The organism is Burkholderia sp. 9775_39 (assembly GCF_015712225.1).
Taxonomy (GTDB): domain Bacteria; phylum Pseudomonadota; class Gammaproteobacteria; order Burkholderiales; family Burkholderiaceae; genus Burkholderia; species Burkholderia cenocepacia.
Window position 1 is genome coordinate 32,801 of the sequence record NZ_JACCQC010000001.1, and the last position, 25,919, is coordinate 58,719.

General features: G+C 64.4%; 20 protein-coding genes. 8 read left to right on the forward strand and 12 right to left on the reverse strand.

Features of this window, described 5'->3' with window-relative positions:
* Window positions 1-7: 7 nt before the first annotated feature.
* Window positions 8-649 carry an HD domain-containing protein gene (locus tag H0X90_RS00085; RefSeq protein ID WP_048986970.1) on the reverse strand — a complete coding sequence of 214 codons (642 nt, stop codon included), beginning with the start codon at window positions 647-649 and terminating at the stop codon, window positions 8-10.
* Between the two features lie 173 nt (window positions 650-822).
* Between H0X90_RS00085 and H0X90_RS00090 the strand changes: the two genes are divergently transcribed.
* The 3 genes from H0X90_RS00090 to H0X90_RS00100 all read left to right on the forward strand — a co-directional run bounded on the left by H0X90_RS00090 (window position 823) and on the right by H0X90_RS00100 (window position 3,386).
* Entirely contained in the window at window positions 823-1,788 is a 966-nt protein-coding gene (locus H0X90_RS00090; RefSeq protein ID WP_077190386.1) for a GlxA family transcriptional regulator, read from the forward strand.
* A gap of 287 nt (window positions 1,789-2,075) precedes the next feature.
* Window positions 2,076-2,387: a DUF4148 domain-containing protein gene (locus H0X90_RS00095; RefSeq protein ID WP_006483511.1), complete on the forward strand. Its 312-nt coding sequence runs from the start codon at window positions 2,076-2,078 to the stop codon at window positions 2,385-2,387.
* Window positions 2,388-2,672: 285 nt separating this feature from the next.
* Entirely contained in the window at window positions 2,673-3,386 is a 714-nt protein-coding gene (locus tag H0X90_RS00100; RefSeq protein ID WP_006483507.1) for a dienelactone hydrolase family protein, read from the forward strand.
* A gap of 134 nt (window positions 3,387-3,520) precedes the next feature.
* Here the strand turns inward: H0X90_RS00100 and H0X90_RS00105 are convergent, their stop codons facing one another.
* The 4 genes from H0X90_RS00105 to H0X90_RS00120 all read right to left on the reverse strand — a co-directional run bounded on the left by H0X90_RS00105 (window position 3,521) and on the right by H0X90_RS00120 (window position 10,577).
* Window positions 3,521-5,023, reverse strand: a complete 1,503-nt coding sequence (locus H0X90_RS00105) for an efflux transporter outer membrane subunit (protein ID WP_077020410.1) — start codon at window positions 5,021-5,023, stop codon at window positions 3,521-3,523.
* A gap of 2 nt (window positions 5,024-5,025) precedes the next feature.
* Window positions 5,026-8,217 (reverse strand): efflux RND transporter permease subunit, encoded by a 3,192-nt coding sequence (locus H0X90_RS00110; RefSeq protein WP_006497829.1) that lies wholly within the window; start codon window positions 8,215-8,217, stop codon window positions 5,026-5,028.
* Window positions 8,218-8,232: 15 nt separating this feature from the next.
* On the reverse strand, window positions 8,233-9,471 hold the full coding sequence (locus H0X90_RS00115; protein WP_048992876.1) for an efflux RND transporter periplasmic adaptor subunit: 1,239 nt from the start codon (window positions 9,469-9,471) through the stop codon (window positions 8,233-8,235).
* A gap of 224 nt (window positions 9,472-9,695) precedes the next feature.
* On the reverse strand, window positions 9,696-10,577 hold the full coding sequence (locus tag H0X90_RS00120) for a LysR family transcriptional regulator (RefSeq protein ID WP_077190497.1): 882 nt from the start codon (window positions 10,575-10,577) through the stop codon (window positions 9,696-9,698).
* A gap of 705 nt (window positions 10,578-11,282) precedes the next feature.
* On the opposite strand from H0X90_RS00120, the gene H0X90_RS00125 reads away from it, so the two are divergent.
* On the forward strand, window positions 11,283-12,137 hold the full coding sequence (locus H0X90_RS00125; RefSeq protein ID WP_226245002.1) for an AraC family transcriptional regulator: 855 nt from the start codon (window positions 11,283-11,285) through the stop codon (window positions 12,135-12,137).
* 60 nt (window positions 12,138-12,197) lie between these two features.
* Here the strand turns inward: H0X90_RS00125 and H0X90_RS00130 are convergent, their stop codons facing one another.
* Window positions 12,198-13,169: a sulfonate ABC transporter substrate-binding protein gene (locus H0X90_RS00130; protein WP_006489094.1), complete on the reverse strand. Its 972-nt coding sequence runs from the start codon at window positions 13,167-13,169 to the stop codon at window positions 12,198-12,200.
* A 101-nt stretch (window positions 13,170-13,270) separates the two neighbouring features.
* Here H0X90_RS00130 and H0X90_RS00135 point away from each other — a divergent pair, with 101 nt between their 5' ends.
* A complete protein-coding gene (locus H0X90_RS00135; protein ID WP_155123393.1) occupies window positions 13,271-13,459 on the forward strand; it encodes a hypothetical protein in 189 nt (62 codons plus the stop codon).
* On the opposite strand, the gene H0X90_RS00140 is transcribed toward H0X90_RS00135, so the two are convergent.
* Both H0X90_RS00140 and H0X90_RS00145 read right to left on the reverse strand, forming a co-directional pair.
* Complete coding sequence (locus H0X90_RS00140) at window positions 13,450-14,400, reverse strand: LysR family transcriptional regulator (protein WP_012493826.1); 951 nt, start codon at window positions 14,398-14,400, stop codon at window positions 13,450-13,452. The genes H0X90_RS00135 and H0X90_RS00140 overlap by 10 nt on opposite strands.
* Window positions 14,401-14,704: 304 nt before the next feature.
* The gene (locus H0X90_RS00145; protein WP_077190501.1) at window positions 14,705-16,003 is read right to left on the reverse strand and encodes an adenylosuccinate synthase; all 1,299 of its coding nucleotides are present in this window, start codon (window positions 16,001-16,003) and stop codon (window positions 14,705-14,707) included.
* A gap of 140 nt (window positions 16,004-16,143) precedes the next feature.
* Between H0X90_RS00145 and gcvA the strand changes: the two genes are divergently transcribed.
* Entirely contained in the window at window positions 16,144-17,049 is a 906-nt protein-coding gene (gene gcvA / locus H0X90_RS00150; protein ID WP_062885900.1) for a transcriptional regulator GcvA, read from the forward strand.
* A gap of 152 nt (window positions 17,050-17,201) precedes the next feature.
* Here gcvA and H0X90_RS00155 read toward each other — a convergent pair whose 3' ends face one another.
* On the reverse strand, window positions 17,202-17,570 hold the full coding sequence (locus H0X90_RS00155; RefSeq protein ID WP_006489073.1) for a hypothetical protein: 369 nt from the start codon (window positions 17,568-17,570) through the stop codon (window positions 17,202-17,204).
* A gap of 2,041 nt (window positions 17,571-19,611) precedes the next feature.
* Between H0X90_RS00155 and H0X90_RS00160 the strand changes: the two genes are divergently transcribed.
* Together H0X90_RS00160 and H0X90_RS00165 are read left to right on the forward strand one after the other, a co-directional pair.
* Entirely contained in the window at window positions 19,612-19,866 is a 255-nt protein-coding gene (locus tag H0X90_RS00160) for a hypothetical protein (protein ID WP_124550877.1), read from the forward strand.
* Window positions 19,867-19,972: 106 nt separating this feature from the next.
* Window positions 19,973-21,289, forward strand: coding sequence for a replication initiation protein (locus H0X90_RS00165; RefSeq protein ID WP_006489076.1), 1,317 nt, complete (start codon window positions 19,973-19,975; stop codon window positions 21,287-21,289).
* 95 nt (window positions 21,290-21,384) lie between these two features.
* On the opposite strand, the gene H0X90_RS00170 is transcribed toward H0X90_RS00165, so the two are convergent.
* From H0X90_RS00170 to H0X90_RS00180, 3 genes are all read right to left on the reverse strand, one after another.
* Window positions 21,385-22,416, reverse strand: coding sequence for a ParB/RepB/Spo0J family partition protein (locus tag H0X90_RS00170; RefSeq protein WP_060213374.1), 1,032 nt, complete (start codon window positions 22,414-22,416; stop codon window positions 21,385-21,387).
* On the reverse strand, window positions 22,409-23,104 hold the full coding sequence (locus H0X90_RS00175; RefSeq protein ID WP_006497839.1) for a ParA family protein: 696 nt from the start codon (window positions 23,102-23,104) through the stop codon (window positions 22,409-22,411). The genes H0X90_RS00170 and H0X90_RS00175 overlap by 8 nt, the downstream gene beginning before the upstream one ends.
* Window positions 23,105-24,878: 1,774 nt before the next feature.
* Window positions 24,879-25,895, reverse strand: a complete 1,017-nt coding sequence (locus H0X90_RS00180; protein ID WP_006491931.1) for an AraC family transcriptional regulator — start codon at window positions 25,893-25,895, stop codon at window positions 24,879-24,881.
* Window positions 25,896-25,919: the final 24 nt, after the last annotated feature.

Below are 25,919 nucleotides of genomic sequence, written 5' to 3' on the forward strand. Positions count from 1 at the left end.
TGCGCGCTCAGCCGGCCCACGCGGACGAGCGGATCACGCTGCAGAAGTTGCCCGCACGGAAATGCGGATCCTTGTCCGCGAGCACGTCGGCCTTCACGTTGCCGAACGTCGTGCCGGGCTTGTGCTTGATGCCGTCGTAGAACGCCTGAATGATGTCCTCCTTGAAATGCGGCGTGCGCGGATGCGCGCGCACGACCGCTTCCCGCTCGGTATCGCTGTATTCCGGGTAAGTGAGGCCCAGTACGTCCATCTCGACGCCCGCCGTGACCAGCGCGACGACCGGATGCATGTGCTGCGGGATGCCGGGCGTGGTGTGCAGCGCGATCGAGGTCCACACGACATCGATGTCCTGTTGAGAAATCCCGTTGCCCTTCAGGAAATCGCGCGCGGCGTTCGCGCCGTCCACTTCGAAGCGCTCGCATGCACTGCTGTGCCGGTGCGTGAGTCCCATGTCATGAAACATGCAGCCGCAATAGAGCAGCTCGGGGTCGTACTCGAGCCCGCGCCGCCGGCCCGCCAGCGCCGCGAAATAGAACACGCGGCTCGAGTGGTGGAACAGCAGCTCCGATTCGGTATCGCGCACGAGCTCGGTGATCTCGCGCGTCAAACGCGTATCGGGAAGGGTGATGCCGGCAACGCTCACAGTCATGATCGACCTCCATGGAAGACACCTTCGATTTTCCGGAGTCCGACGGGTGTCTCCAATGGACGTATCACGCCGAATCCTGCCATTTCGCGCGACGAACGGACATGGTGCCTGCGCGGCGAAGAAAGCGCTCCTATACTGCTGCGCATCACGTTCGATACGACACGCAATCGATCATGCCGAAGGTCGTGGGTATTTTCGCCGTTCCGGGCGTTCAACTGCTCGACGTCTCCGCGCCGCTCGACGTGTTCGCGCAAGCGAACGCCGAGTGCGGCAAGCCGTTCTACACGTTGCGGATCATCGCGAGCGGGCCCGGGCCGATCCGCAGTGCGTCCGGCGCACGGCTGCTGCCCGACTGGATCGCGCCCGACATTCCGGAGCGCGTCGACACGCTGCTGGTCGCCGGCGCGCCGCACGCCGGCCAGATCGTGCTGCGCACCGACGTCCTCGCGTGGCTGCGCTCGGCGGCCGTGCAAAGCAGGCGCTACGGCTCGATCTGCACCGGCGCGTTCATCCTCGCGGCCACCGGCCTGCTGAAAGGGCGCCACCTGACCACGCACTGGGCCGCCGCCGATGCATTCGCGCAGGCGTATCCGTCCGTCACCGTCGACGCCGACGCGCTGTACGTGCGCGACGGCAAGCTGCGCACCGGCGCCGGCGTCACGGCCGGGCTCGATCTCGCGCTCGCGCTGGTCGAGGAGGATCTGGGCCGCGAGATCGCGCGGCGCGTCGCCGCGCAGCTGGTGATGTTCTTCAAGCGCCCGGGCGGGCAGCTCCAGTTCAGCCGCACGGGCGAGGCGCGCCCCGCCGGGCGTTCGGTCCTGCAGGAAGTCCAGCGCTGGATCGCCGCCCATCCGGAACTCGAGCATTCGGTGGCCGGGATGGCGAAACATGCGGGCATGAGCCCGCGCCATTTCGCGCGACTGTTCCGCGCGGAAGTCGGCATGACGCCGGCCGCGTGGGTCGAGGCGACCCGCATCTCGGCCGCCCGTCGGTTACTCGAGAACGGCCACGACACGCCGAAGCAGGTCGCCGCGAAATGCGGCTTCGCAAACGTCGATACGCTGAGGCGAGCGTTCACCCGGCATGTCGGCATCACGCCGGCCGAATACCGGAAACGGCAGGCGACCCTCGCTGCGTGATGCGGAGCGCGCGACACTGACGGCCTCGGCAAAATAATTCGGAATGCGATTCACCCGTTCATTCCGTTGCTGCGCCCATCGACCCTATCGCGCTCCGCAGGCCAAGCCGCGCCTCGCCGACATGCCCTCAATCGTCAGACGAAATCGCATGCCGCGCGAATCGTTTACCCGGTTGCAATAATGATTCGCTGCAACACGTATTTCCGACCGGTAACGCGATCGTTACGATGCAATCAACCGCTGAACGCCACGAGCGAAGCGCGAAATCAACAGAACCGGAGGTCACCATGAAGTCGTTCATCACTGCTGTCGTCGCCGCAACTGCCCTGTCCGCATCGTACGGCGCATTCGCCCAATCGAACCCGTCGGGCCAGCTGACGCGGGCCCAGGTGCGTGCGGAACTCGTCCAGCTCGAACAGGCCGGCTACAAGCCCGAAGTGTCCGATCAGTATTACCCGCGGGCGCTGCAGACCGCCCAGGCTCGCGTGACGAATGCCGATGAAACCGGCTACGGCGCGCAAGCAGCCGCCGGTGCACGCGCCGGCCGCGCGATCGCGGTCAAGCAGGAAGGCCGCGACTCGATCTATTTCGGCCAGTAAGCCGGATACGCGCCGGCGCATTCCGGCGTATTCCCGACGTATTTCGATACGCAGGTCGTACGCGCCACACCCCGCTCCCGTTCATCGGGGCGGGGTGTTTGCTTTTCGATCTCCGCTCCCGCCGCCGGTCATGCGCCACGCTGCGCCGTTCACGCAAGCGTCCGGTGTTTGCGCATAGAATGGCCGCGTGGTCGGCGTCGGCCAGAACGCATGCGAGCGGTGTCACGACGCCCGCTGGCCGGCCCGATGTCGCACTCGGCGCATTTTTCGAAAAGGAGCGGTTTCATGTCTCAAACATCCGGTTCCATGATCACGTTTCGCCGTCCGGACGGCCAGGAACTGCAGGGCTATCTCGCCACGCCGGCACAAACCGAAGGCGCGCCCGCGGTCGTCGTCATCCAGGAATGGTGGGGGCTGAACGACCAGATCCGCGGCGTCGCGGATCGCCTCGCGCGCTGCGGCTACTTCGCGCTCGTGCCCGACCTGTATCGCGGCAAGTCGACGGTCGAGGAAGAAGAAGCGCACCACCTGATGACCGGCCTCGATTTCGGCGACGCCGCGTCGCAGGACATTCCCGGCGCGGTCGCGCACCTGAAGACGCTGGCGCCGCGTGTCGCGGTGACGGGCTTCTGCATGGGCGGCGCCCTGACGCTGCTGTCGCTGCAGTACGCCGACGCGGACGCCGGCGTCATGTGGTACGGCCTTCCGCCGCTCGACTACATCGATCCGGCCAAGCTGAAGGTGCCGCTGATGGGGCACTGGGGGACGCAGGATGCGTTCTTTACGATCGACCAGGTCGACGCACTGGAAAAGAAGCTGACCGACGCGAAGGTCGGTTTCGAATTCCATCGCTATCTCGCGCACCATGCGTTCGCGAACGAAACGGCGGTCGGTCCCGGCCGCATCGCCGGCACGCAGTTCGATCCGGTGTGGTCGGAAATGGCGTGGGATCGCACGCTCACGTTCTTCGGCCGGACGCTGTGGACCAAGCAGGCGTAACGTAACGCTGCTCACCGCACACACGACGGTATGAAGGAAAACGCCACGGACTTGCGTCCGTGGCGTTTTCGTTTTCACAACCGGGCGGGTCGGCGGACAGACTTGGCCTGGAAGCTCCCGCCGTGCCGTCGGGCTTATCCGTTCGTCGCTGTCTGGTAATCGACCGGGGCATCCGGCGCGCGCGGCGTCTCGCCGGCGCGCTGGATCCACCCGCCGCCCAGTGCGCGGTACAGGTCGACCAGGTTCGTCCAGCGTGCCAGACGTGCGCTGATCAGCGACTGCTGCGCGGCGTACAGATCCGTCTGCGCGGTCAGCACCGACAGATAGCTGTCGACACCGTTCTTGTAGCGCAGGTCCGACAGATCGAAGCGTCGCTGCTGCGCGTGCTCGTTGCGCTCGAGCGCCGCGATCTGCTGGTCGTACGTGCCGCGTGCGGCCAGACCATCCGACACTTCGCGGAACGCCGACTGGATCGCCTTCTCGTAGTTCGCGATCTCGATGCGCTTCTGTACGTTCGCGAGATCGAGGTTCGCGATGTTCTGCCCGCCTTCGAAGATCGGCAGCGCGATGCTCGGGGCGAACGACCACGCCGCCGTGCCGGCCTTGAACAGGCCGCCCAGCGTCGGGCTCGCGGTGCCGAACGCGCCCGTCAGCGAAATCTTCGGGAAGAACGCCGCGCGCGCCGCGCCGATATTGGCGTTCGCGGCCAGCAGCGTCTGCTCGGCCTGCATCACGTCAGGACGACGCGTCAGCAGGTCCGACGGCAACCCGGCCGGCACGTCCGTCAGCAGGTTCTGCGCGTCGAGCGGCATGCCCGCCGGCAGATCGTCCGGCAGCGGCTCGCCGATCAGCAGCACCAGCGCGTTCAGCGCCTGCGCGCGGGCTCGCGCCTGCGCCTGCTGGTTCGCGAGCGCCGTCTCGACCACCGTCTGCGCCTGACGCAGCTCGAGCTCGGAGCCCGTGCCGTTGTCGAACTGCAGCTTGGTCAGGTCGTACGATGCCTGCGCGGTCTTCAGCGTGTCCTCCGTGACCTTCAGCAGGTCATCGGTCGACAGCAGCGTCAGATATTGATCCGCGACCTGCGACACCAGCGAAATCTCGGACGCCTGCCGCGCGTACGACGTCGACAGGTATTGCGCGAGCGCCTGGTCCTTCAGGCTCTGCACGCGGCCGAACAGGTCGAGTTCCCATGACGCGGACAGCCCGACGTTGTAGGTCGTCGTGATGTTCCGGCCCGGCACGGCCGTCAGCGAATTCGGCAAACGCTGACGGTTGCCCGTACCCGTACCGTCGAGCGTCGGGAACAGCCCCGCACGCGTGATCTGGTACTGCGCACGCGCGGCCTCGATATTGAGCACCGACACGCGCAGGTCGCGGTTGTTTTTCAGCGCGATCTCGATCAGCCGCTGCAGGCGCGGATCGACGAAGAACTCGCGCCAGCCGATGGCAGTCGCCGCCTGGCCATTCGCGCTGCGCGCGCCGGCCGCGCCCGGCTGCGTCGCGTAGACGCCGCCGGCCGGGTACGCCTGCGCGACGGGTGCGTCGGGCCGCTTGTAGTGCGGCGCCATCGTGCAGCCCGTGGCGAACAGCGCGGCAGCCAGTGCGACCGCGGTTGCAGTCAAAGCATGTTTTTGCATCGTTACTGCCCCTTCGAATCGTGTGCGTCGTCGTGACCGCGCTGCAGGTCGCCCTGCACGAGACGCCATGCGTCGTCGACGTTTTCCGTCTCGCCGCTGAAGATCGCGCGAACCCGCACGAAGAACATCGGGATCATGAAAATGGCGAGGAACGTCGCCGTGATCATCCCGCCGATCACGCCGGTGCCGATCGCGTGCTGGCTCGCCGACCCCGCGCCGTTGCTGATCGCGAGCGGCAGCACGCCCAGCATGAACGCGAGCGACGTCATCAGGATCGGGCGCAGCCGCAGGCGCGCCGCCTCGATCGCCGCGCGCACCGGCCCCATGTTCCCGCCCGCCTGCAGCTCGCGCGCGAACTCGACGATCAGGATCGCGTTCTTCGCGGACAAGCCCACGGTGGTCAGCAGGCCGACCTGGAAGAACACGTCGTTCTCGAGGCCGCGCAGCATCGTCGCGAGCAGCGCGCCGACCACGCCGAGCGGCACGACCATGATCACCGAGAACGGGATCGACCAGCTTTCATACAGCGCCGCGAGACACAGGAACACGACGAGGATCGAGATCGCGTACAGGATCGGCGCCTGCGAGCCGGACTGGATTTCCTGGAACGACAGGCCCGTCCACGAGTAGCCGATGCCTTCCGGCAGCTTGCTCGCGAGCGCTTCCATCGCGGCCATCGCCTGGCCGGTCGACTTGCCTTCCGCGGCCTGCCCCTGGATCTCGATCGACGACACGCCGTTGTAACGCTCGAGCTTCGGCGAACCGTAGATCCAGTGGCCGGTCGAGAATGCGCTGAACGGCACCATCCCGCCCGCGCTGTTGCGCACGTACCAGATGTTCATGTCTTCCGGCGTCATCCGGAACGGCGCGTCCGACTGTACGTACACCTTCTTGATCCGGCCGTCGGTGTCGAGGAAGTTGTTCACGTACTGCGACGCCCATGCGATCGAGAACGTCTGGTCGATCGCCGCGGCCGTCACGCCGAGCGCATTCGCCTTCTCGCGGTCGATGTCGACCTTGTACTGCGGCGTATCGTTCAGGCCGTTCGGGCGCACCAGCGCGAGCGCCGGATCCTTCGCGGCCATCCCGAGCAACTGGCCGCGCGCGGCCATCAACGCATCGTGGCCGAGACCGGCGTTGTCCGTCAGCTCGAAGTCGAAGCCGGCGGCCGTGCCGAGTTCCGGAATCGACGGCGGGTTGAACGGAATCACCATCGCGTCCTTGTACGTCGAATAGTGCGCGAAGGTCCGGCCGATCAGCGCCTGCACCTTCTGGTCCGAACGCTGGCGATGCTCGTACGGTTTCAGCTTCACGAACACGAGGCCCGCGTTCTGGCCGCGGCCCGCGAAGCTGAAGCCGTTGACCGTGAACACCGAGTCGACCACATCCTTCTCGGCGGTGGTCAGGTACGTGTTGATGTTGTCGAGCGTCTTGCCGGTCGTTTCCTGCGTGGAGCCGGACGGCGTCTGCACGATCATGAACATGTAGCCCTGATCCTCGTCGGGCAGGAACGACTTCGGCAGACGCGCGAACATCACGCCGACCGCGAGGAACACGGCGAGGTAGATCACGAGCCAGCGGCCCGAGCGCCGGATCACGTGGTTCACGCCGCTCGTGTAGCGATCGCGGCTGCGATCGAAAGTCCGGTTGAACCAGCCGAAGAAACCCTTCTTCTCTTCGTGATGCCCCTGCGGGATCGGCTTGAGGATCGTCGCGCACAGCGCCGGCGTCAGGACCAATGCGACCAGCACGGACAGCACCATCGCCGACACGATCGTCAGCGAGAACTGCCGATAGATCGCGCCGACCGAGCCGCCGGAGAACGCCACCGGCACGAACACCGCCGACAGCACGAGCGCCACGCCGACGAGTGCGCCGGTGATCTGGCTCATCGCCTTGCGAGTCGCCTCCTTCGGTGACAGCCCTTCTTCCGCCATCACGCGCTCGACGTTCTCGACCACCACGATCGCATCGTCGACCAGCAGGCCGATCGCGAGCACGAGGCCGAACATCGACAGCGTGTTGATCGAGAAACCGGCGAGGCCCATGATCGCGAACGTACCGAGCAGCACGACCGGCACCGCGATCGTCGGGATGATCGTCGCGCGCAGGTTCTGCAGGAACAGGTACATCACGAGGAACACCAGCACGATGCCCTCGATCAGCGTCTTGACCACTTCCTCGATCGACAGGCGCACGAACGGCGTCGTGTCGTACGGGTAGTGCACGACGAGACCGTGCGGGAAGTACTTCGACAGCTCGTCGATCTTGGCCCGCAGCGCGTTCGCGGTCGCCAGCGCGTTCGCGCCGGTCGCGAGCTGGATGCCGAGGCCGGCCGTCGGCTGCCCCATGTACTTCGTGTCGAACGTGTAGTTCTCCGAACCCAGCGCCGCGCGGCCGACGTCCTTCAGGCGCACCTGCGAGCCATCCTGGTTGACCTTCAGCAGGATGTTGCCGAACTGCTCGGGCGTGCGCAGCAGCGTCGATTCGGTGATCGTCGCCTGCAGCACGGTGCCCGGCTTCGCCGGCGTGCCGCCGATCTGGCCGCCCGCGATCTGCACGTTCTGCTGCGTGATCGCGGCCGTCACGTCGGTCGGCGTGAGGCTGTAGTTGGTCAGCTTGACGGGGTCGAGCCAGATCCGCATCGAGAACTGCGAACCGAGCAGCAGCGTCTGGCCGACGCCGTTCACGCGGCTCAGCGGATCGAGCACGTGCGAAGCCACGTAGTTTGTCAGGTCCTCCTTCGACATCCGGCCGTCCTCGGAGTTGAACGCGAACCACATCAGCCAGTTGCTGCTCGACTTCGTGACCTGCATGCCGAGCTGCTGCACGACCTGCGGCAGGTTCGGCGTCGCGAGCGACAGCTTGTTCTGCACCTGCACCTGCGCGACGTCCGGATTCGTGCCCGGCGAGAACGTCAGCGTGATCGTTGCGTTGCCCGAGTCGTCACTCGTCGACGACATGTACAGGAAGTTGTCGAGCCCGCTCATCTGCTGCTCGATCACCTGCGTCACCGTGTCTTCCACCGTCTTCGCGGAAGCGCCCGGATAGTTCGCCTGGATCTGGATCGTCGGCGGTGCGATCGTCGGGTACTGCGCGATCGGCATCTTGAAGATCGATGCGACGCCGGCCAGCATCAGCACGATCGCGATCACCCACGCGAAGATCGGGCGATCGATAAAGAACTTGGCCATGAAACGGACTCCCTGTTATTGCGCGCTCGACGCGGCGGCCGAACTCGCTGCGGCGCTGGCCGCGGTAGTCGCCGGCGCGGCGCCGGCCGATGTGGCGGAGGCGGCGTCCGGCGCCGGGGCGAGCTGCGCGGGGACGGTCTTCACGGTCGCGCCCGGGCGCACCTTGTCGACGCCTTGCACGATCACGTGATCGCCCGCCTGCAGACCGCCTTCGACAATCCAGTTCTGGCCGTACGTGCCGGTCGTCGTCAACGGACGCATCTCGACCTTGTTGGCCGCGGTCACGACGAGTGCGATCGCCTGCCCCTTCTGGTCGTGCGTGACGCCGATCTGCGGCACGAGGAACGCGTTCTCGTTCACGCCTTCCTCGATCCGTGCACGCACGAACATGCCCGGCAGCAGCACGCGGCCCGGGTTCGGGAAGATCGCGCGGATCGTCACCGAGCCGGTGGTCGGGTCGACCGTCACGTCCGAGAACTGCAGCTTGCCCGGCTCCGAATAGGTCTTGCCGTCTTCGAGAATCAACGACACCTTCGCGGCGCCCGGACCGGTCGTCTTCAGACGGCCGCTCTGCACGTCCTGACGCAGCTTCAGCCCTTCGAGGCTCGACTGCGTGAGGTCGACGTACACCGGATCGAGTTGCTGCACGGTCGACATCAGCGTCGCCTGGCTCGCCTGCACGTAGGCGCCCGGCGTCACTTGCGAGATGCCGACGCGGCCGGTGATCGGCGACACGACATCCGTATAGCCGAGGTTGATCTGCGCGGTGTCGACCGCCGCCTTGCCGGCCGCGACGTCCGCCGCGGCCTGCCCTTGCGTGGCGACCGCGTTGTCGTAGTCCTGCTTGCTGACCGCGTTCGCGGCGACCAGCACCTTGTAGCGCGCGACCAGCGCGTTCTGCGTGACGAGGTTCGCCTGCGCCTTCGCGAGCGTCGCCTTCGCGCTGTTCAAGGCCGCGACGTACGGCGCCGGATCGATCTTGTACAGACGCTGGCCGGCCTTGACGTCGGTGCCCTCGGTGAATTCACGACGCAGCACGATGCCGTCGACCCGCGCACGCACCTGCGCGACGAGGAATGCACTGGTGCGGCCCGGCAGTTCGGTCACCGCCGGCACGGCTTGCGGCTGCACGGTGACGACGCCGACTTCCGGCGTTTGCGGCGGCGGCGCCGATTCTTTTTTCCCGCACGCGGCCAGGAAAACGGCAGCCGTTGCGGCAGTGATTAAGCGGTATGGAACCCGTTCGACGCGCATGGAGCGACCTCTCACAATTAGACGACCTTCAATGGGAATCACCAGATCTCCTCATGGCCCTGACACGCGGCGGACCTGCAGCTTCCGGCCCACCGCGGATGCGGACGCGTGTTGCGGGTGTGCGTTGCACCCTGCGGAGCGTTCGTGCGCCGAACTGCTTCCGAAAAAGAACGGCGAGCCCGCAGCCCCGGCGGGCTCGCGTTGCCGTGGGATCAGCCGGCCCGTTAGCGCGTGGGCCGGAATGCGGCGCCTGCGAATTCGATGAACGCGCGCGCGGCGGCCGGCAGACGCGCGGCACGCGCATGCGCGAGCTTCAGCGTGACGGGCGCGAGCGGGCGGACCGGGGCCACGCGCACGAGCGTGCCGGCCGCCAGATCCGCATCGACGAGATACGCGGGCAGCACCGCCGCGCCCATGCCGGCGACGGCCAGCCGCCGCGCCATCTCGAGATGGCCGACGCCCGTATTGCCGGACGCCGCACCGGATCGAATCGCGGCCGCCGGGTCGTCGTCGGCCGCGGGCAACTCCAGCCGCACGGCCGCGAGTTCCGGCCAGTCGCCCGACGCAGCGGCGCCGCCGTGCGCGGCGACGTAGCCCGGCGCCGCGACGCGCACGGTTTCGTATGCAGCCAGCGTATGCAACGCGTGCGCGCCGGACACCGGCATGCCATCCGTCAGGAACGCGACGTCGATGTCCTCGGCAGTCAGGTCGACGTGGGCATCGGTCAGCGTCACCGTCGGCCGCACGTCCGGAAACCGGTGCACGAAGCGATCGAGCAGCGCGCTCAACTGGCTGAGCCCGAACGCGACCGGCGCGGCCACGCGCAATACGCCTTCCGGCTTGCTGCCCATCGCGACGAAACGACCGTCGATCTCGTCGATCGCACCGAGAATCCGCTCGACGCGCGCGAGATACAGCTCGCCGATCTCCGTCAGCGACTGGTGGCTCGTGCTGCGTTGAAGCAGGCGCGCACCGAGGCGCGTCTCGAGCGCATCGACCAGCCGGCTCGCCATCGCCGTCGACACGTGCAGCCGCGTCGCGGCCCGGCGAAATCCGCCTTCCCTTGCCACCGTCACGAATGCCCGAATCGATTGAAGTTGGTCCATTTGTCCGGATTCCCCTGCGCGAACGACTGCCCGTCTGCCTGCACCCCGACGCCGCACCGCCACCCGCCCGCATCGGCCCGGCCAATGCGGCGGCGCCGACGCCGGCTCCGCCGGGTCGGTCGGCACGCTCGCGACGGGCGCAAACCAGCCTCGGCAAGCCCGATGCACGATCGTTCAGTAGCAGTCCTGAGTCTTTTCCCGCGATGCGCGGCGGCGACGCGCGCGGCAAGGCCGGCGGCGGCCGCGCATCACGCGGACGGTGTTGCCCGCATCATCCGGGCACGCTGAAACCGCATTTCCTTCAGCAGGTGCAATGGTAGGGAAACCGCCGGAAAATGGCTTGCCCGATCCTGCGATTGTTTTGCCTTAATTTCCGAATTTGTGCGCTGCACACGATGCCACGACGGGCGATGCGTCCGCCGCCATGCAGGTCCGGATGATCGGGCTAATTTCGGACAGGTTTAGGCAATCCGGCGCACGCAACTGGCCGTACGATGTGACCGCCGTGCGTGCAGCTCGACAGGGAATCGTCGCCGCGCGCATGGCATCGCTCACTCCGCCAACCGCTCACGCAACATGGAAATCGACGCTCGAACGCCACTGCAACCGCGCACCCCGCCGGATCACGACGCGCGATCGCGAGCCGGCGCGCCCGCCGCGGCCCGGCTGGCGACGCTGATCGCCGCCTATGCACCGCACGACGGCATGTTCGACCTTCCGCTGCGCGGCATGCGCATCGCGCGCGCTTCCGTGCCGCCGCCGCAATGGAACCACGGCGTGCACCACGCGTGCCTGAGCATCGTCGGGCAAGGCGCGAAGTCGATGCGGGTCGGCGACGATACCTACACGATCGACGAATCGCGGATGCTGGTCGCAACGGCCGACCTGCCGGTGACCGGCCGCGTGACGCGTGCGAGCCCGGCCGAGCCGTTCCTGTACGCGCAACTCGAACTCGATCCTGCGCGCATCGCGGCGCTCACGCCGGTCGTCTTCCCGCGCGGACTGCCGAAAGCCGTCGACTGCCGCGCACTCGACACGCACGACGCGACGCCGGAAATCGTCGACGCCATCGCGCGGCTGATGCAACTGATGGCGCAACCGGACGACCTCGACCTGATCGCGCCGCTGATCGTCGACGAAATCCTCATCCGGCTGCTGCGCGGCCCGTCGGGCGCGCGCGTCGCGCAGATCGGCGACGCCGGTTCGACGACCCAGCGCATCTCGCGCGCCGTCGCATGGATTCGCGATCACTACCTCGATCCGATGGTGGTCGACTCGCTCGCGCGGCAGGTGGAGATGAGCCCGTCGACGTTCCACCATCACTTCCGGGCGGTCACGTCGATGAGCCCGTTGCAATGCCAGAAGGTGCTGCGACTGCAGGAGGCGCGCCATCTGATGTGCCTGTCGGCGATGGATGCGCGGCAGGCGTGTCGCAGCGTCGGCTATGTGAGCGCGTCGCAGTTCAGCCGCGAATACGCACGGCTGTTCGGCGACGCGCCGGGCCGCGACGTCGCGAGGCTGCGCGGGGAAGCGGTGCCGCTGTCGCGCGTTGCACCATGAAGGAATATCGGGGGCGACAAAGCGGCTCGTCACCCACCCGATCGCCGGGCGGTTAGACCCTCACGCGAGCGACGGTGGCGCAGCCACGCTGACGTCGACGCGTTTCGGCAGGATGCCGGCCTGGTAGAACACATCCGCGATGCGCTGCTGGTACGCGAGCGTGTCGCGGGTGACGGGCTCGACACCGAAGCGTGCGCGGCGAAACGCGAGCGCCACGGCCGGCTCCGGAATCCCCCAGAGCTTCGAGAATTCGGCCGCGCCCTGCGCGCGGTTCGCATCGAGCCAGCGCTGGACCGTCGTCAGTTCCGACACGACCGCGTCGAGCACGTCGGCATTGCGCTGCGCGTACGTGCGCGACGCGAAGTAGTAGCTGCGGTTCTCGACGAGCCCCGTGCCATCCGCGACGATGCGCGCGCCGAATGCCTGCTGGACCACCGCGAGAAACGGGTCCCAGATGATCCACGCATCGACCGAGCGGTTCTCGAATGCCGCCCGCGCATCGGACGGCGACAGCCACACCGGCGTGACGTCGGCATAGCCGAGCTTCGCGGCCTGCAGCAGCCGGACCAGCAGGAAGTGCGTATTCGATCCCTTCACCAGCGCGATGCGCTTGCCGCGCAGGTCGGCAAAGGTCTTGACCGGCGAGTCCTTCGCGACGACCACCGCTTCGGTTGTCGGACCGGCCGGCGTCTGCGCGTAGTAGACAAGCGGCGCACCGGCCGCGAGCGCGAAGATCGGCGGCGCTTCGCCGACATCGCCGAAATCGATCGATCCCGCGTTCAGCGCCTCGAGTTGCGGTGGCCCCGACGGGAACTCGGTCCACGTGACGTTCACGCCGAGTGTCGCGAGCTTGCCTTGCAGCGTGCCGCGTGCCTTCAGCAGGCTGAGCGGCCCTTTCTGATAACCGATGCGCAACGTACGCGTGCCGGCCGCGCCGGCCAGCGCAAGACCCGGGTGGGCGGCGGCGCCTGCCGCGAGTGCCAGGCCGGCATGAAGCAGCCGGCGGCGGATACTGGAGTGTCGATCTGCCATGTCGTTTCGGGTTCGATGAAGGAGGCGCGGCCGGAGCGCGCGCATGCGATGAAGCAGGTCGAACCGATTCTAAAAGGGGGCCGCTGCGCGCCGAACCAACGATGTTCGATATCGAAAGCAAGCGTTTTCATAAGGGCAATGCCGATGGCACGGGCATCGTTGTCAGGAACGGTCCGCGCACGTGCGTTCGTCACCCGCCTTTAATACAGGACTACCAATTATTTTCATCGAACAGAGAGACGGTGCGCGGTACTCACGTACCGACCATGCGTGAACCAGCTCAGGAATGACGGGCGGCGCAACAGGCGTTCAACGCGGCCTCGTCGGCGGCCAGCATCTCCGGCACGCATTCCCGCAGGAAATCGACGAACGTGCGGATCTTCGCATCGAGATACTGACGCGACGCATACAACGTATAGACCGTCAGCTTCTGCAACCGGTAATCGGGCAGCACGCGCACCAGCGCACCGCTCGCGAGCGCGGGCAGCGCAGCCGACATCGGCAGCGAGCCGATCCCGAGCCCCGCGCGCAGCGCGGCGCCGAGCGCATCGGCGATGTTGACCTGGAAATCCGGCAGCGGCAGCTCGAACGTTTCTCGACCGTTCGGACCGTCGAGATGCCAGCGGTCGCGCGGAAAGAGCGGCGTGACGATCTGCAGGCACGCGTGCCCGGCGAGGTCGCTCACCGTGCGCGGCGTGCCGCGCGCCTTCAGATACGCAGGCGACGCGCACAGCACGCTGCCCACGTCGCCGAGCCGCTGCGATACCAGCCCGGAATCGGGCAGCTCCGTCGTGCTCAATTGGAGCGATACGTCGTAGCCTTCGTCGATGATGTCGGGCACGTGCTGCGACAGCGTCAGCTCGACCGCGACCGACGGATAGCGTTCGCGGTAGCGCACGACCGCGGGCACCACGTAGGACTGGCCGAAACTCGTCGTCGCGTGCACGTGCAGCCGCCCGGACGGCTTCGCCTGTGCATCGGCCGCCTCGGCTTCCGCTTCGTCGATATAGCCGAGGATGCGCTGGCAGCGGTCGAGATAGCGCTGCCCGGCGTCGGTCAGCGCGATGCGGCGCGTGCTGCGGTTGAGCAGGCGCGTGCGCAGATGCGTTTCGAGTTGCGCGACCGAGCGCGATGCGTAGGCCGTCGTGATGTCCAGACGTTGGGCCGCGCTCGTGAAGCTGCCCTCCTCCGCGACCCGGACGAAAATGCGCATCATCTGTAACGTATCCATCGACCTGTCCCCGGGATTGTCACGTCGCGCCGCCGTGCCGACAGGGTGCCGGCGGCGCCGGCACACGCCGGTCTGGCGCGAATTGTGCGGAACAGTACAGCAGCGTTGCAGACGTGTCCAGTTCGCCGTACGCGGCGTGATCCGGATGCCGAATCGTGCTGCCGAGCGGCCCGCCGCGCGGGATCCGGGCCGGGCGCACATACGTATCGAACGTACCGACAGGCCGACAGCGTCGGCCGGCAAAAACTACCCGCCGACCGGCATGCCGCCGGCCCGTCGATCGACGCCCTTCGCGCCTCGCGCGTTACGCGGCGCCCGCTGCATCGAACGGATTGCGCAACACGATCGTGTCGTCGCGCTCCGCGCCGGTCGTGATCATCGAAACCGGCGCGCCCGCCACGGTTTCGATGCGCGCGATGAAATCTCGCGCCGCGCGCGGCAGCGCCGCACGCTCGCGTACGCCCTTCACGGAGCCTTGCCAGCCGTCGAATCGTTCATAGACCGGCCTCGCGCGCGACTGCGCATCGAGGCTCGCGGGCAAATGGTCGACGCGCGCGCCGTCGAATTCGTATCCGACGCACAGCTCGATCGACTCGAAGCCGTCGAGCACGTCGAGCTTGGTGAGCGCGAGCGAATCGATGCCCGAGATCCTGACGGCCTGGCGCAGTTGCGCGGCATCGAGCCATCCACAGCGCCGCGGCCGGCCGGTGTTGACGCCGAATTCCTGTCCACGCGCGCGCAGCGTTTCGCCGGTGGCGTCGGTCAATTCGGTGAGGAACGGGCCACCGCCGACCCGCGTCGCATACGCCTTCGTGACACCCAGCACGTGGCCGAGCTTCGCCGCACCGAGCCCGGTGCCGGCCGCCGCGGCCGATGCCACGGTGCCCGACGACGTCACGAACGGGTACGTGCCCCAGTCGATGTCCAGCATCACGGCCTGCGAGCCTTCGAACAGAATGCGCTCGCCGCGATCGGTCGCGTCGTTGAGGTCGGCCCAGACCGGACGCACGAACGGCAGGATCTTCGGTGCGAGCGCAACCAGCGTCGCCAGCATCGCGTCGCGATCGTACGCGTCGAGCCCCAGGCCGCGGAACCATGCATTGTGATGGTCGACGAGCACGTCGAGCTTGGCCGCGAGCCCGCCCGGTTCCGCGAGATCGCCGACACGCAGCCCGCGACGCCCGACCTTGTCCTCGTAGGCCGGCCCGATGCCGCGCAGCGTGGTGCCGATGGGCTCGCGGCGCAACCGCTCCTGCGCCTCGTCGATCGCGCGGTGAATCGGCAGTACCAGCGTCGCGTTCTCGGCGATCGACAGGTTGTCCGGCGTCACCGACAACCCGAGCTCGGCCATCCGCCCGATTTCCGCGAGCAGCGCTTCGGGGTCGAGCGCCACGCCGTTGCCGATCACGCCGCGCTTGCCGCGCACGATGCCGCTCGGCAGCAGCGCGAGCTTGTACGTGTTGCCGCCGACGACCAGCGTGTGGCCCGCGTTGTGCCCGCCGTTGTAGCGTGCGATGAGATCGGCCTGTGCCGCCAGCCAGTCCACGACGCGCCCCTTGCCTTCGTCACCCCATTGGGCGCCCACGACCACCACGTTCGGCATGCTCCGTACTCCATGTGAGAAATTCAGACACTCGTTCGGCCGCATGGGCCGTTTGTATGCCATATTGACGGAGCCGGATCACCCGATCAAACGATTAAACCTGAACCATCGTGTGATGAAATCTCACACGAAACGATGCCATGGCCCGACGTCTCCCTCCGTTGAATTCGCTGCGCGCGTTTGAAGCCGCCGCGCGCCTCGGCAGCTTCACGCTGGCCGCCGACGAGCTGTGCGTGACGCACGGCGCGATCAGCCGGCACGTGCAGCAACTGGAAGCGTGGCTCGGGCGGTCGCTGTTCGAACGCCACAACCGGCGCGTGGAACTGACCGCGGCCGGGCGCGCGTACCTCGCCGAGGTCGGCGCCTCGTTCGACCGGATCGCGCTCGCCACCGCGCAGCACTTCGGCCACGCGCAGCAGCGCGTGTTGCGCGTCAGCGCGCCCGCGACGTTCTCGCTGCGCTGGCTCGTCCCGAAGCTGTCGTCGTTCCAGGTCGCGCATCCGGCCATCGAGGTGCGGCTGTCGACGTCGAACGAGCCGATCGAAAAGCTGCGCGACAAGGTCGACCTGATCGTGCGCGGCGGCCCGCAGGCCATCGACGGGTACGTCGCGGAGGAATTCCTGTCCGAAGTCCGGCTGCCGGTGTGTGCGCCGAAGTTGCTGGAGGGCCGGTCGCTGGATACGCCTGCCGATCTCGCCAGCTTCACGTTGCTGCACGCGGCGACCTATCCGGGCATGTGGCCGGAATGGCTCGCGGCGGCCGGGCATCCGAATCTCGTCCCGCGACACTCGCTCACGCTCGAGCATTTCTACCTGACGCTGCAAGGCGCGCTCGACGGGCTCGGCGTCGCGATGGGGCCGATCGCGCTCGTCGCCGACGACATCGCCGAAGGCCGGCTCGTGCAGCCGTTCAGCGAACCGGCGCTGCCGCCGTGGCGCTATTTCACGTATGTGGCATCCGCGCGGGCGGACGACGACGCCGTACGTGCGTTCAAGGACTGGTTGAAGGTGACGGGAAGCGCGACTGCATCGGGCGGGCGGGATTGACGCTTCGGCATGCCAGCCGCGCGCCTTCAAATAATGAAGGATTCCGAATCAAATGAGGTGAATGTCCGGAACGTGTTTGCCTGTTCGCATCGCTTGATCGCAATGCACACGGCAAGCCGCGGATCGAACCGTGGCTTGCCGCCGGACCACGCTTACTGGCTTGCTGCGGCGCCGGCCTTCTTCTCCGCGTTCTGCAGGTTCTGCGGATAGTTCGGATCATTGGCCGCCGGCTTGTAACCGGCGTCTTCGAGTTTCTTCAGCTCGGCGGTGTTCTTCGCACGCGCGGCCTTGCGTTCGGCTTTGCGTTTGGCCCGGGCCGCCTTGCGCGCTTCGCTCTTCGCGGCCTTTGCGTCCTGTGCAGCCGCCGCAGCCGGTGCGCTGGCGGCGTCGGTCTGCGCGAACGCCGGAACGGCCGAGCCGAACAGGAAAGCGGCTGCCGTAGCAGCCAGCGTGAGTTTTCTGATCTGGATTCGCATCGCTGAACTCTCTTTTTTGATGACCATCACGGTTTGAAAAACCATCGAGATACCGCCCCTGCCCTGACCGGTCGTCATGTCGCGATCAGGACCTGTGCATCATAACCGTGTCGCAAAAAATGTGGCGCCATCGTGCGACGGCATTGGGGATACACGTATGGGAGACGACGTGGCTCCTGCGTTCGATGACGGGCGCAGTCGTACCGGACACGACGCGAGGCGTCGATGGCTGTTTCATGGGTGGTGATATCGATACGCTCATGCGCGACGCGATGATCGTCGCGCTCGCACGATCACCGCAGCAACAGTCGGTCCGTGCGTTACGTCGTCGTTCGATGTAGCTCGAGCGACGGTTCCTCCCATAAACGACCACGATTCGGTTCTTCGGCGATCGAGACGGTTACGTTGCGCCGTTGCGGTGTTCGGTCATTGATTCGGCAGGTTTCGCGACACTGTGATGCCGAAGGTTACCCGTGGACGACCGGCAGGTCTGACGAAAAAGGTGAGTGCCGTGCGAGCGGTGAAAACGCCGGCCTGGTCGGTCTCACGGATGTGCTGAACCCGGCATGAACCCGGCATGAGGGGCAACGCTCGTCTGATGGATGCGCACATCACCGTGAACACATGCTCGTCCCCGTGACGATACTTGCCGACGCACCAGGCATCACACATGGACGCCACCCGTTGTTGTTTGCTCCCATCGACGGTTCCCTATCTGAACGAAGCTGCTACCTGCACAGCTTGCTTATACCTGTGCTCCACCTGATCGGTGAGCTTTTACGGGATCCAGCGTTTTTGAAAAGGTGAGGATGTTCGGGAGCATCGGCAGAATCGGGTGCGGTGAGCGTCGGATCCGGCGACATCTTCACGTTGCCTCGCAGCGATGTCGATGAATGCCTGAATGCCGTCAAGATCGGCGCGGCGGTCCGGCCCTCTGTGCGGTGGCCTTTCGGCATGAGGTTGCTTTCGGGCCGTTGTACGAATTTCTCGTTGCCGGTGACGGGCACAGCATGACGACTCCCGATCGTGGCTACAAAGGTAGAAAAACGGACGGGACATGAGGATGGAAAACAGCCCGGCGCGGATACCTGCTTGCACAGTCCACAGGCTAAATTTGGCGAGCAGCGTCACCGGCGATCGGCAAAAACTTGTCCACAGACGAGGCAGCGCGAGTACAAAAAACCACTCGCCGGCAGCCCGGGATGATTTCGAACTGCTGTGGAGGAAACCGACGGGATCCGTTCCGCTGGTCAATCACAGGCATCGCAGGGGCCGCGAGCCACGTTTCTGCGTCCCATAAACGGGAACCTCTACGCCGAATCCGGGGATTTCCTCCCATAAGTTTCTACGTTTCGGTGTTTGTGAGTGGGCACTCACCTCTTCGGGATGCCTTGTCAGGCTTGGAGCCATCAGAAACCAGTGTGGGCAGACAGGGCGGAGTCGGCCTGAATCGAGAGATCCGGGGCTTCGTCTCCCACAGATGACTCCCATTGGTAGCGGTTTATGGGGTTCGTCTTTCTGTGCAAGCACACGTGTGTTTACATCTTTGGTAAACCACGTTTACTTCTTTAACTACTTTTAGACGGCTCACAGCCTTATCTGGCAAGGCTTTGAGCGGTGTTCGGTACCCATTTATGGGAGCACAGGTGGAAGGGCTTGGGGTTTCAGGTCTGTGGATTTGGGGTTTGGGGTACCACGCTGTGGGGAATCAGGGTTGTGGATATGGGGCGAGCGTATCCGGTTATGGGAAATCGGCCGGAAATTGCGTTAGGTAGTCGTCTATGGGAACGCATGAAGGTAGCCTTTTATGGGCGACTTTTCTCGATCGGAAGTTCGTTGCGTGCACAGTGATTTTCTTTGGGTAGCCGGTTATGGGGAATCAAGAAGGTAGCCGGTTATGGGAGCCGGACTGAATCGATTCGTTGTCCTTTCCCTCGCGCACCCCGTAGCGCTTTCCCATAGACAGGACCGGTGTCATCGACAGGTTACCTTTTATGGGGAAAGCGAATGGTTGCCGTTTATGGGAGCGATTTCTACGCTCGGGACGGCAAGCAATACGTTTGACGGTGCTGACAGGTACCCTCCTATGGGAATCGACGAAGGTAGCAAGTTATGGGAGAAAACGGCGGTTGTGCTGCAAGGCACCACGAATCCTCCCGACCATCCCGATTCCGCGCGTTTGCCCCCATGGATGGGTACCTTCGTGGTGGCAAATCTTGTGCCGGGTTTGCGTGGTCGCCCAGGAAAGGTAGCGGCTTTTGGGAGGCCTTTTTGGCAAAAGGTAGACGGATATGGGGCCTCGCGCAAATCGATGAACCAGAATTTTTCCTTTCATATCTGATGGTTAGCTCAGATAGTGAAAGTGATGCTGGAGCACGGACGTTGCTCCGCCGCGCGAAAAGGTATAAAGTCCGCTCTCAATAAGGCAACCTTACCCGGACACCACGATGCCGCGCAAGCCCGCAAGCAAAGGCTCAGACAAACAGGTTTCGCTGTTTCAGACACCCGAGCCTCCCGACCTGTTGCGCAAGGCGGTCCAGGCGATTCATATCGCACCGAAGTCCGGAAAGATCGGTCTGCAGCAGCGCAAGATGTTCAGCTCGCTGATCAAGAACGCGCTTCGGCAGGAGGCGTTCGAACCCGGCCGGACGAGCTTCTCGATCTCGATCGCGTCGCTGTCGCACGAGAGCGGGTTGAACAGCAACAACACGAAGTACGTGAAGGACACGGTCAACTCGTTGATCAGTACCGTCGTCAACTGGGACTACCTGGCCGCGGACCGTTCGACGGTCTGGAAGGCGTCGGGCCTGCTCGCCGGCGCGGAGCTCGAACAATCGGTGCTGAAGTACAGCTTCTCCGACCAGATTCGCAGCGAACTGCTCAATCCCGAAATCTACGCGCTGATCGATATGCGGATCGCTCGCGAGTTCCGGCGATCGCATTCGCTCGCGTTGTGGGAAAACACGGTGCGCTACGAAGGAATCGGCATCACCGCGAAGATTCCGTTGCCGAAATTCCGTGACCTCATCCTCGGCCAGGACAAGGCGTCGCAGTCGTACAAGGAATACAAGCTGTTCAAGAGCAAGGTGCTGGTGCCGTGCATCCAGGAGGTGAACGAAGTATCGGACCACACGCTCGAGCTGATCGAACACAAATCCGGCCGCAGCGTGGAAGCCGTGCAGTTCAAGGTGACGCGCAAGCAGAGCACCGATACGGTCGAGGACGGCGACGTCAAGAACGAAGCGCTGGTCGAGGAAGTCGCGAAGTTCGGCATTCCGCGCTCGGAAGCGCGCCGGTTGATCACGCAATACGGCGTGCAGCGCATCAAGGCGGCGATTGCCTATACGCTCAATCGGACTACGAAGAAGAATGCGACGCCGGTCGACAACGTCGCCGCGTATTTCCGCAAGGCGCTGACGCACGGCTACACGCTGGCCGACGGTCAGGGCACCGAAACGGCCGCACCGGCGAAGGAATCCGCGCAGAGCAAGCAGGAGCAGATCCGCGACAAGTATCTGGCGGCGAAGGTCGAGGAAGCCGGCGCGTATTTCCGCGAGCTGGAGATCGACGACCAGACCAAGCTGATCGAGCGCTACAACGAGACGGTGGCGGGGTCGAAGGACCTGACGCTGTCGCCGAAGAAGAAGGCGAGCAAGCTGGCGCAGACGAGCTTCTTCCGATGGCTGGCGCTCGATACCTGGGGCGAGCCGACCTCGGACGACCTGCTGGAATTCCTGCTGAAAAGCAGCCTCGCAGGCAACTGAACGCGGCCTCGCCGTCGTGCGCGCCGTGCGCCGAACCGTGTTGCGGTCCGGGTTGGCGGCGCAGTGCGAAGACGAGGCCTTTCGTCGGTGGCGCGTTACTTTGACGTGGCCGTCGCCAGATCCGCCACGTACGCGTCGATGACGGTCTTGAGCTTGTCCGCAAGCGCTTCCTGGTGGGATGCGTCGACGCCCTTGAGTTGCAGATCCAGACGCCCGTCCGGATACGTCTTCAACTGGCCGATCGCGCGCGATTCGAGCGCGAAGTCGTGACGAACGCTGTAGCGCGTGCGTCCGGCCTTCTTGGTGCCGTCGCTCTGCGCACGCAGGAAATTCTCGAGATCGCGGACGGATTTTTTCCGGTCGATCACGGCCGTCAGCAGCCGGTCGGCCGTCGGCTCGCCCAGGCGTTCATAGATCAGTTTGAGGAAGTACGCCGCCTGCAGACCGACGACGTCGTTCGCACTGGCCATCCGCTCCAGCAGCGTGTTCGGCAGCGCGTTGAGCGACAGCGTCTTGCTGATCGAGGCCTTGTCCTTGCCGATTTTTTCCGCCAGCGTGTTCTGGTCGGAAAAGACCTTCTCGTCGAGGAGACGTTTCCACGCAACCGCATCGTCGAAGATCGTCTGGCGTTCGTGGTCGTGGTTCGCGCGATACGCGATCGTATAGAGCTGCTCGGGCGTGTGATCCGTGCGGAACGTCGCATTGATCGTCTCGTCGCCGTTGATGCTCGTCGCACGCAGCCGGCGTTGCCCGTCGATCACGACGAGCTTGCCGGGAAACTCGGGGAGTCGCGTGACCTTGATCGGCTCGATCTGCCCTTCCCGTTTCAACGTCAGTGCGAGCTCGTGCAGGCTCGATTCCGAGTAGAACACGCGCGGATTGAACGGGTTCGGGATACAGTCCTTGACCAGCACCTTCTGCGGCGCGCCAAGATCGGCCGTACCGGCGGGCGTGGTGGCGGCCGGAGCACTGGCGGGCGTCGCTTCGACGACCGCAGCCGGTGCGGCCGTCGGCTCGGGCAGCCGCGTTTCGAGCGCCGCATTTTCCTGCGCGAGTCCGCGCAACAGGCCGGCCGCGAGATGCAGGTTGCCGGTCGGTTTCTTGTCTTTCGAGGTGTCCTTAGCCATGGGCGGCTCCGGTAGCGCGCGTCGACGCGATGTATTGGGCCATTTCCGTGACCAGCTTTTCGATTTCCGCGCGGGCTTCCTTCAGGCCCTTCAGGTATCGATTGTGGTGATGGATCGTGGTGCCGAGCGCGAACGTCTGACGATAGACCTCGCGTTGCGCGATCTGGCTGTCGAGCAGATGCTCCCCTATTTCTTCAGCCCTTAGAATTTTTAAAATTTCTTCACGCATTTTAGTTTTTCCATTGACGCTATTCAGCATCAATGCGGAAGAAAGTTGAGGATTTCGAACGGCGCGCATCGACTCGATCATGCGGATCATCGCGACGGTGCTGTACAAGTCGGCCGGCGAAGGCGAAAGCGGTACCAGGCAGAAGTCGGCCACTTCGAGGACGGATGCAATACGCGGATCTTCCAGGTTGCCGGGGCAGTCGACGACGATCACGTCGAAGTTCGCGTCCTGCTTCTTGATCTCACCGCCGATACCGCGGCCCGCGGGAGCCAGCGAAAGGACCGTCATCGGCAGCGTGTTCTCGCCGCTCGTGACCCAACGGACGGAAGTGCCTTGAGGGTCGGCATCGATCAACGCGACCTTGTTACCGCCGGCTTCGAAGGCAGCCGCGATGTTGACGGAGATGGTTGTCTTTCCAGTCCCACCTTTTTGATTACTGACGGCGATCTTGAAAGCCATTAAATTCCTCCACGGAGTTTTTCGTAATATATGCAGTTATTAACGGAATGTCCAGAAAAGCGTTCGAAGCAGAGGATATTTTGTTGATCGTTGTGGTTGTTACGTGACAAGTGGGCCGAATGGCTAAGGCGTTACTCGTACTTATTGATCCAAGAAAAACAAGTCAGTCGCTCATGTTTGTAAAATCGAACGACAAGCACGAGCCAGTTCGCCGTCTTCGGCAACGATCGCGAAACCTTTTCTCAGAGAGTTGATGTCTCGTCGTGCTTCAGTCTGAGACGAAATTCGATACAAATCCGGGGCGCTGAGACCCCGGTAACGAGGAAGAGCCGGTTGTCACGTGACAAGTCGCCGGACATCGATTCCTCCGAGTGCTACGTCGCGCGAAAGTTTTCGATTGCGACCTGGAGCGCGGGGTAATCGCTTCACTCTGATTACCGATACACGGGCGCTAAATCGCGGACGTCTACCTGGGAAGATGAGTTGTCACGTGACAAACAATCCCAAGGTGCTGTCTCGGATAGGGGATTTGTGGTCAGTTAAGAATAGTTGTTGCTGGTCGACGCTCGCGGCGTGGAGGCATATTGTCGGGGAAACGCACGAAGTTGATAGCTTTCGCCGAGGTGGTTTGTCCGTGTGTCCATCGGTGAGTTGTCACGTGACAACAGGACGCGATGCCGGGAAGTTCAAGCGATGGCGACTCTATGGCGAGGAGCGCCCCGTTGCTGTCGCAAAGAAACGGCTTGGGGCTGCGAAGGCCTTGGCACGATCGGTTGCGCGGCCAAATTCCTACCGGCGTGCGGACCCTCAAGGGCTGACGCAATGCTGTCGAGCTCTGTCGCAAAGGCTGCATGGGGCTGTCATGATATGTCCCCATTTATAGGGGCGCGACCCTGCGTTTCCACGCGTGCCGGCCGATAGGGTAGGTTGCTTCGTGGCCGCCAGCCGGTGCTTGCGCTGGCGGACTGTTGATGCCGGAGATAGCCGCAGGTATGAACTGCTACTGGCGCTGAATCATACGTCAGAGGCATGTAACAACCCAAACGGGTCGGATCGTGAAACATTTCCCGAAAATAAGCACTCGCCGGAAATCCTTGTCGGGCAATGGTTTGCGCCATATTCTTCATGCTGTTTCACGCAAAACGGATGCTGCACCCTCGGGAAATAGGGGCGTATGAGTTTTCAACGCCCGGGCATTGAAGATTGATACGGCTGCGGCTAGATTTGTTTTGATTGATATGTGATTTGTTGTTTTTGATACGTTTCGGCTGATTCTTCGCGGGATCCGCCGATGAGCCGGGAGGATCGGTGCGCTACCATTGAATCCCCTTGAGCCTCCAATCGAGTACGGGGCGCACCGATATTTAGCGCCAGTTGTCACGTGACAACGCACACGTCGGTCGCGCGATTCATGGAATGGTGGGGTTCGGAGTAGATAGGAGTTGACGCCGGGCATTCGTGGGCCGGTAATCGCAGCGCGACCGATACGACGTAGTCTTCAGAAGAGAGCGCGGCTACGATCCGCTCAGAGAGCGTCGGTTCAGGGCGATTATCTGTAGCCGGATGTGAGATCCGAGCGTGGGATGCGGCCGCTCGACACGCGTCGGCTGCGGTTTGACGTTCAACAGCGACTGAGACGCCGAGCATTCATCCGAGCTGGAAACATATCGGTGTCCAACGCTTCAACCCAAGCCCGTCGACGTCGCGTGTGCGAAGCCAATTTCAGCCCTTCGAATCCCGTCGAAACCGACACATCTCCGCCGCCGCACCGCAATCAATAACTCGCCACGATCGACAACGCGACGTCCGCTCCGCCTCGCAGGCTATCGATATCCCGTCGCGGAGAATTACCAAACAGCCGGCTATATTCCCGGTTGAACTGCGTCGGGCTCGCATACCCGACCCTGAACGCCGCCGACGCAGCGTCGAGCCGCTCGGCCAGCATCAGCCGACGTGCCTCGTTGAGCCGTATCCATTTCTGGTATTGCAGCGGACTCATGCCGGTGAGCTGACGGAAGTGGTGATGGAACGTCGAACTGCTCATCTGAACCTGCGCCGCAAGGTCATCGACACGCAACGACTCGTCATAGTGAGCGCGCAGCCACCGGATCGCGCGCGACACACGGTTGCACTGGCTGCCGGTGGACGCAATCTGTCGCAGGCGGCCGCCCTGGTCGCTCGTCAGCAGCCGGTAGTAGATTTCCCGCTCGATGTACGGGCCGAGAACCGCAATGGCGTGCGGGTCGTCCAGCAGCGCGAGTAACCGATTCAGCGCGTCGTACAGTGGTTCGGTCATGTCGCCGACGACGAGTCCGCGGCCTGCTGGCGCATCGTCGTGATCCGGCGCGACTTGCATCATCAGTTCGGCCATGACGCGAAAATCGAGCTTGAGACCGAGCCCGAGAAACGGTTTGTCGGGGCTGGCCTCAATGATCTGCGTCGAACCGGGCAGGTCGAGAGACGTGATCAGAAAGCGATCGGCATCGTAGATGTAGGCATCCCCACTCTGCATGACCCGCTTTGCACCTTGAACGACGAGGCCGAAGCTCGGCTCGACCATGCACTCCATCGGCTGCGTCGGCGCTTCCCGTCGGTGAAAGCTCAAGTTGGGAATGGCCGTGTCGAGGTGATCGACACCTTCGGTCCACCTCGCGACGCGCTCCGCAAGGGTCCGTCGCAGTTCGTTCTCGCGGCTGCGGCCGGTCGAACGGTGGCTTGCCTGGTCGAATGCCGCGATGGCGATGTCGTCGTCTTGTTGGCCGGATATGTATCGGGCGGATGCCGGGTGCATGACTTCTCACTCAGGTAATCGGGT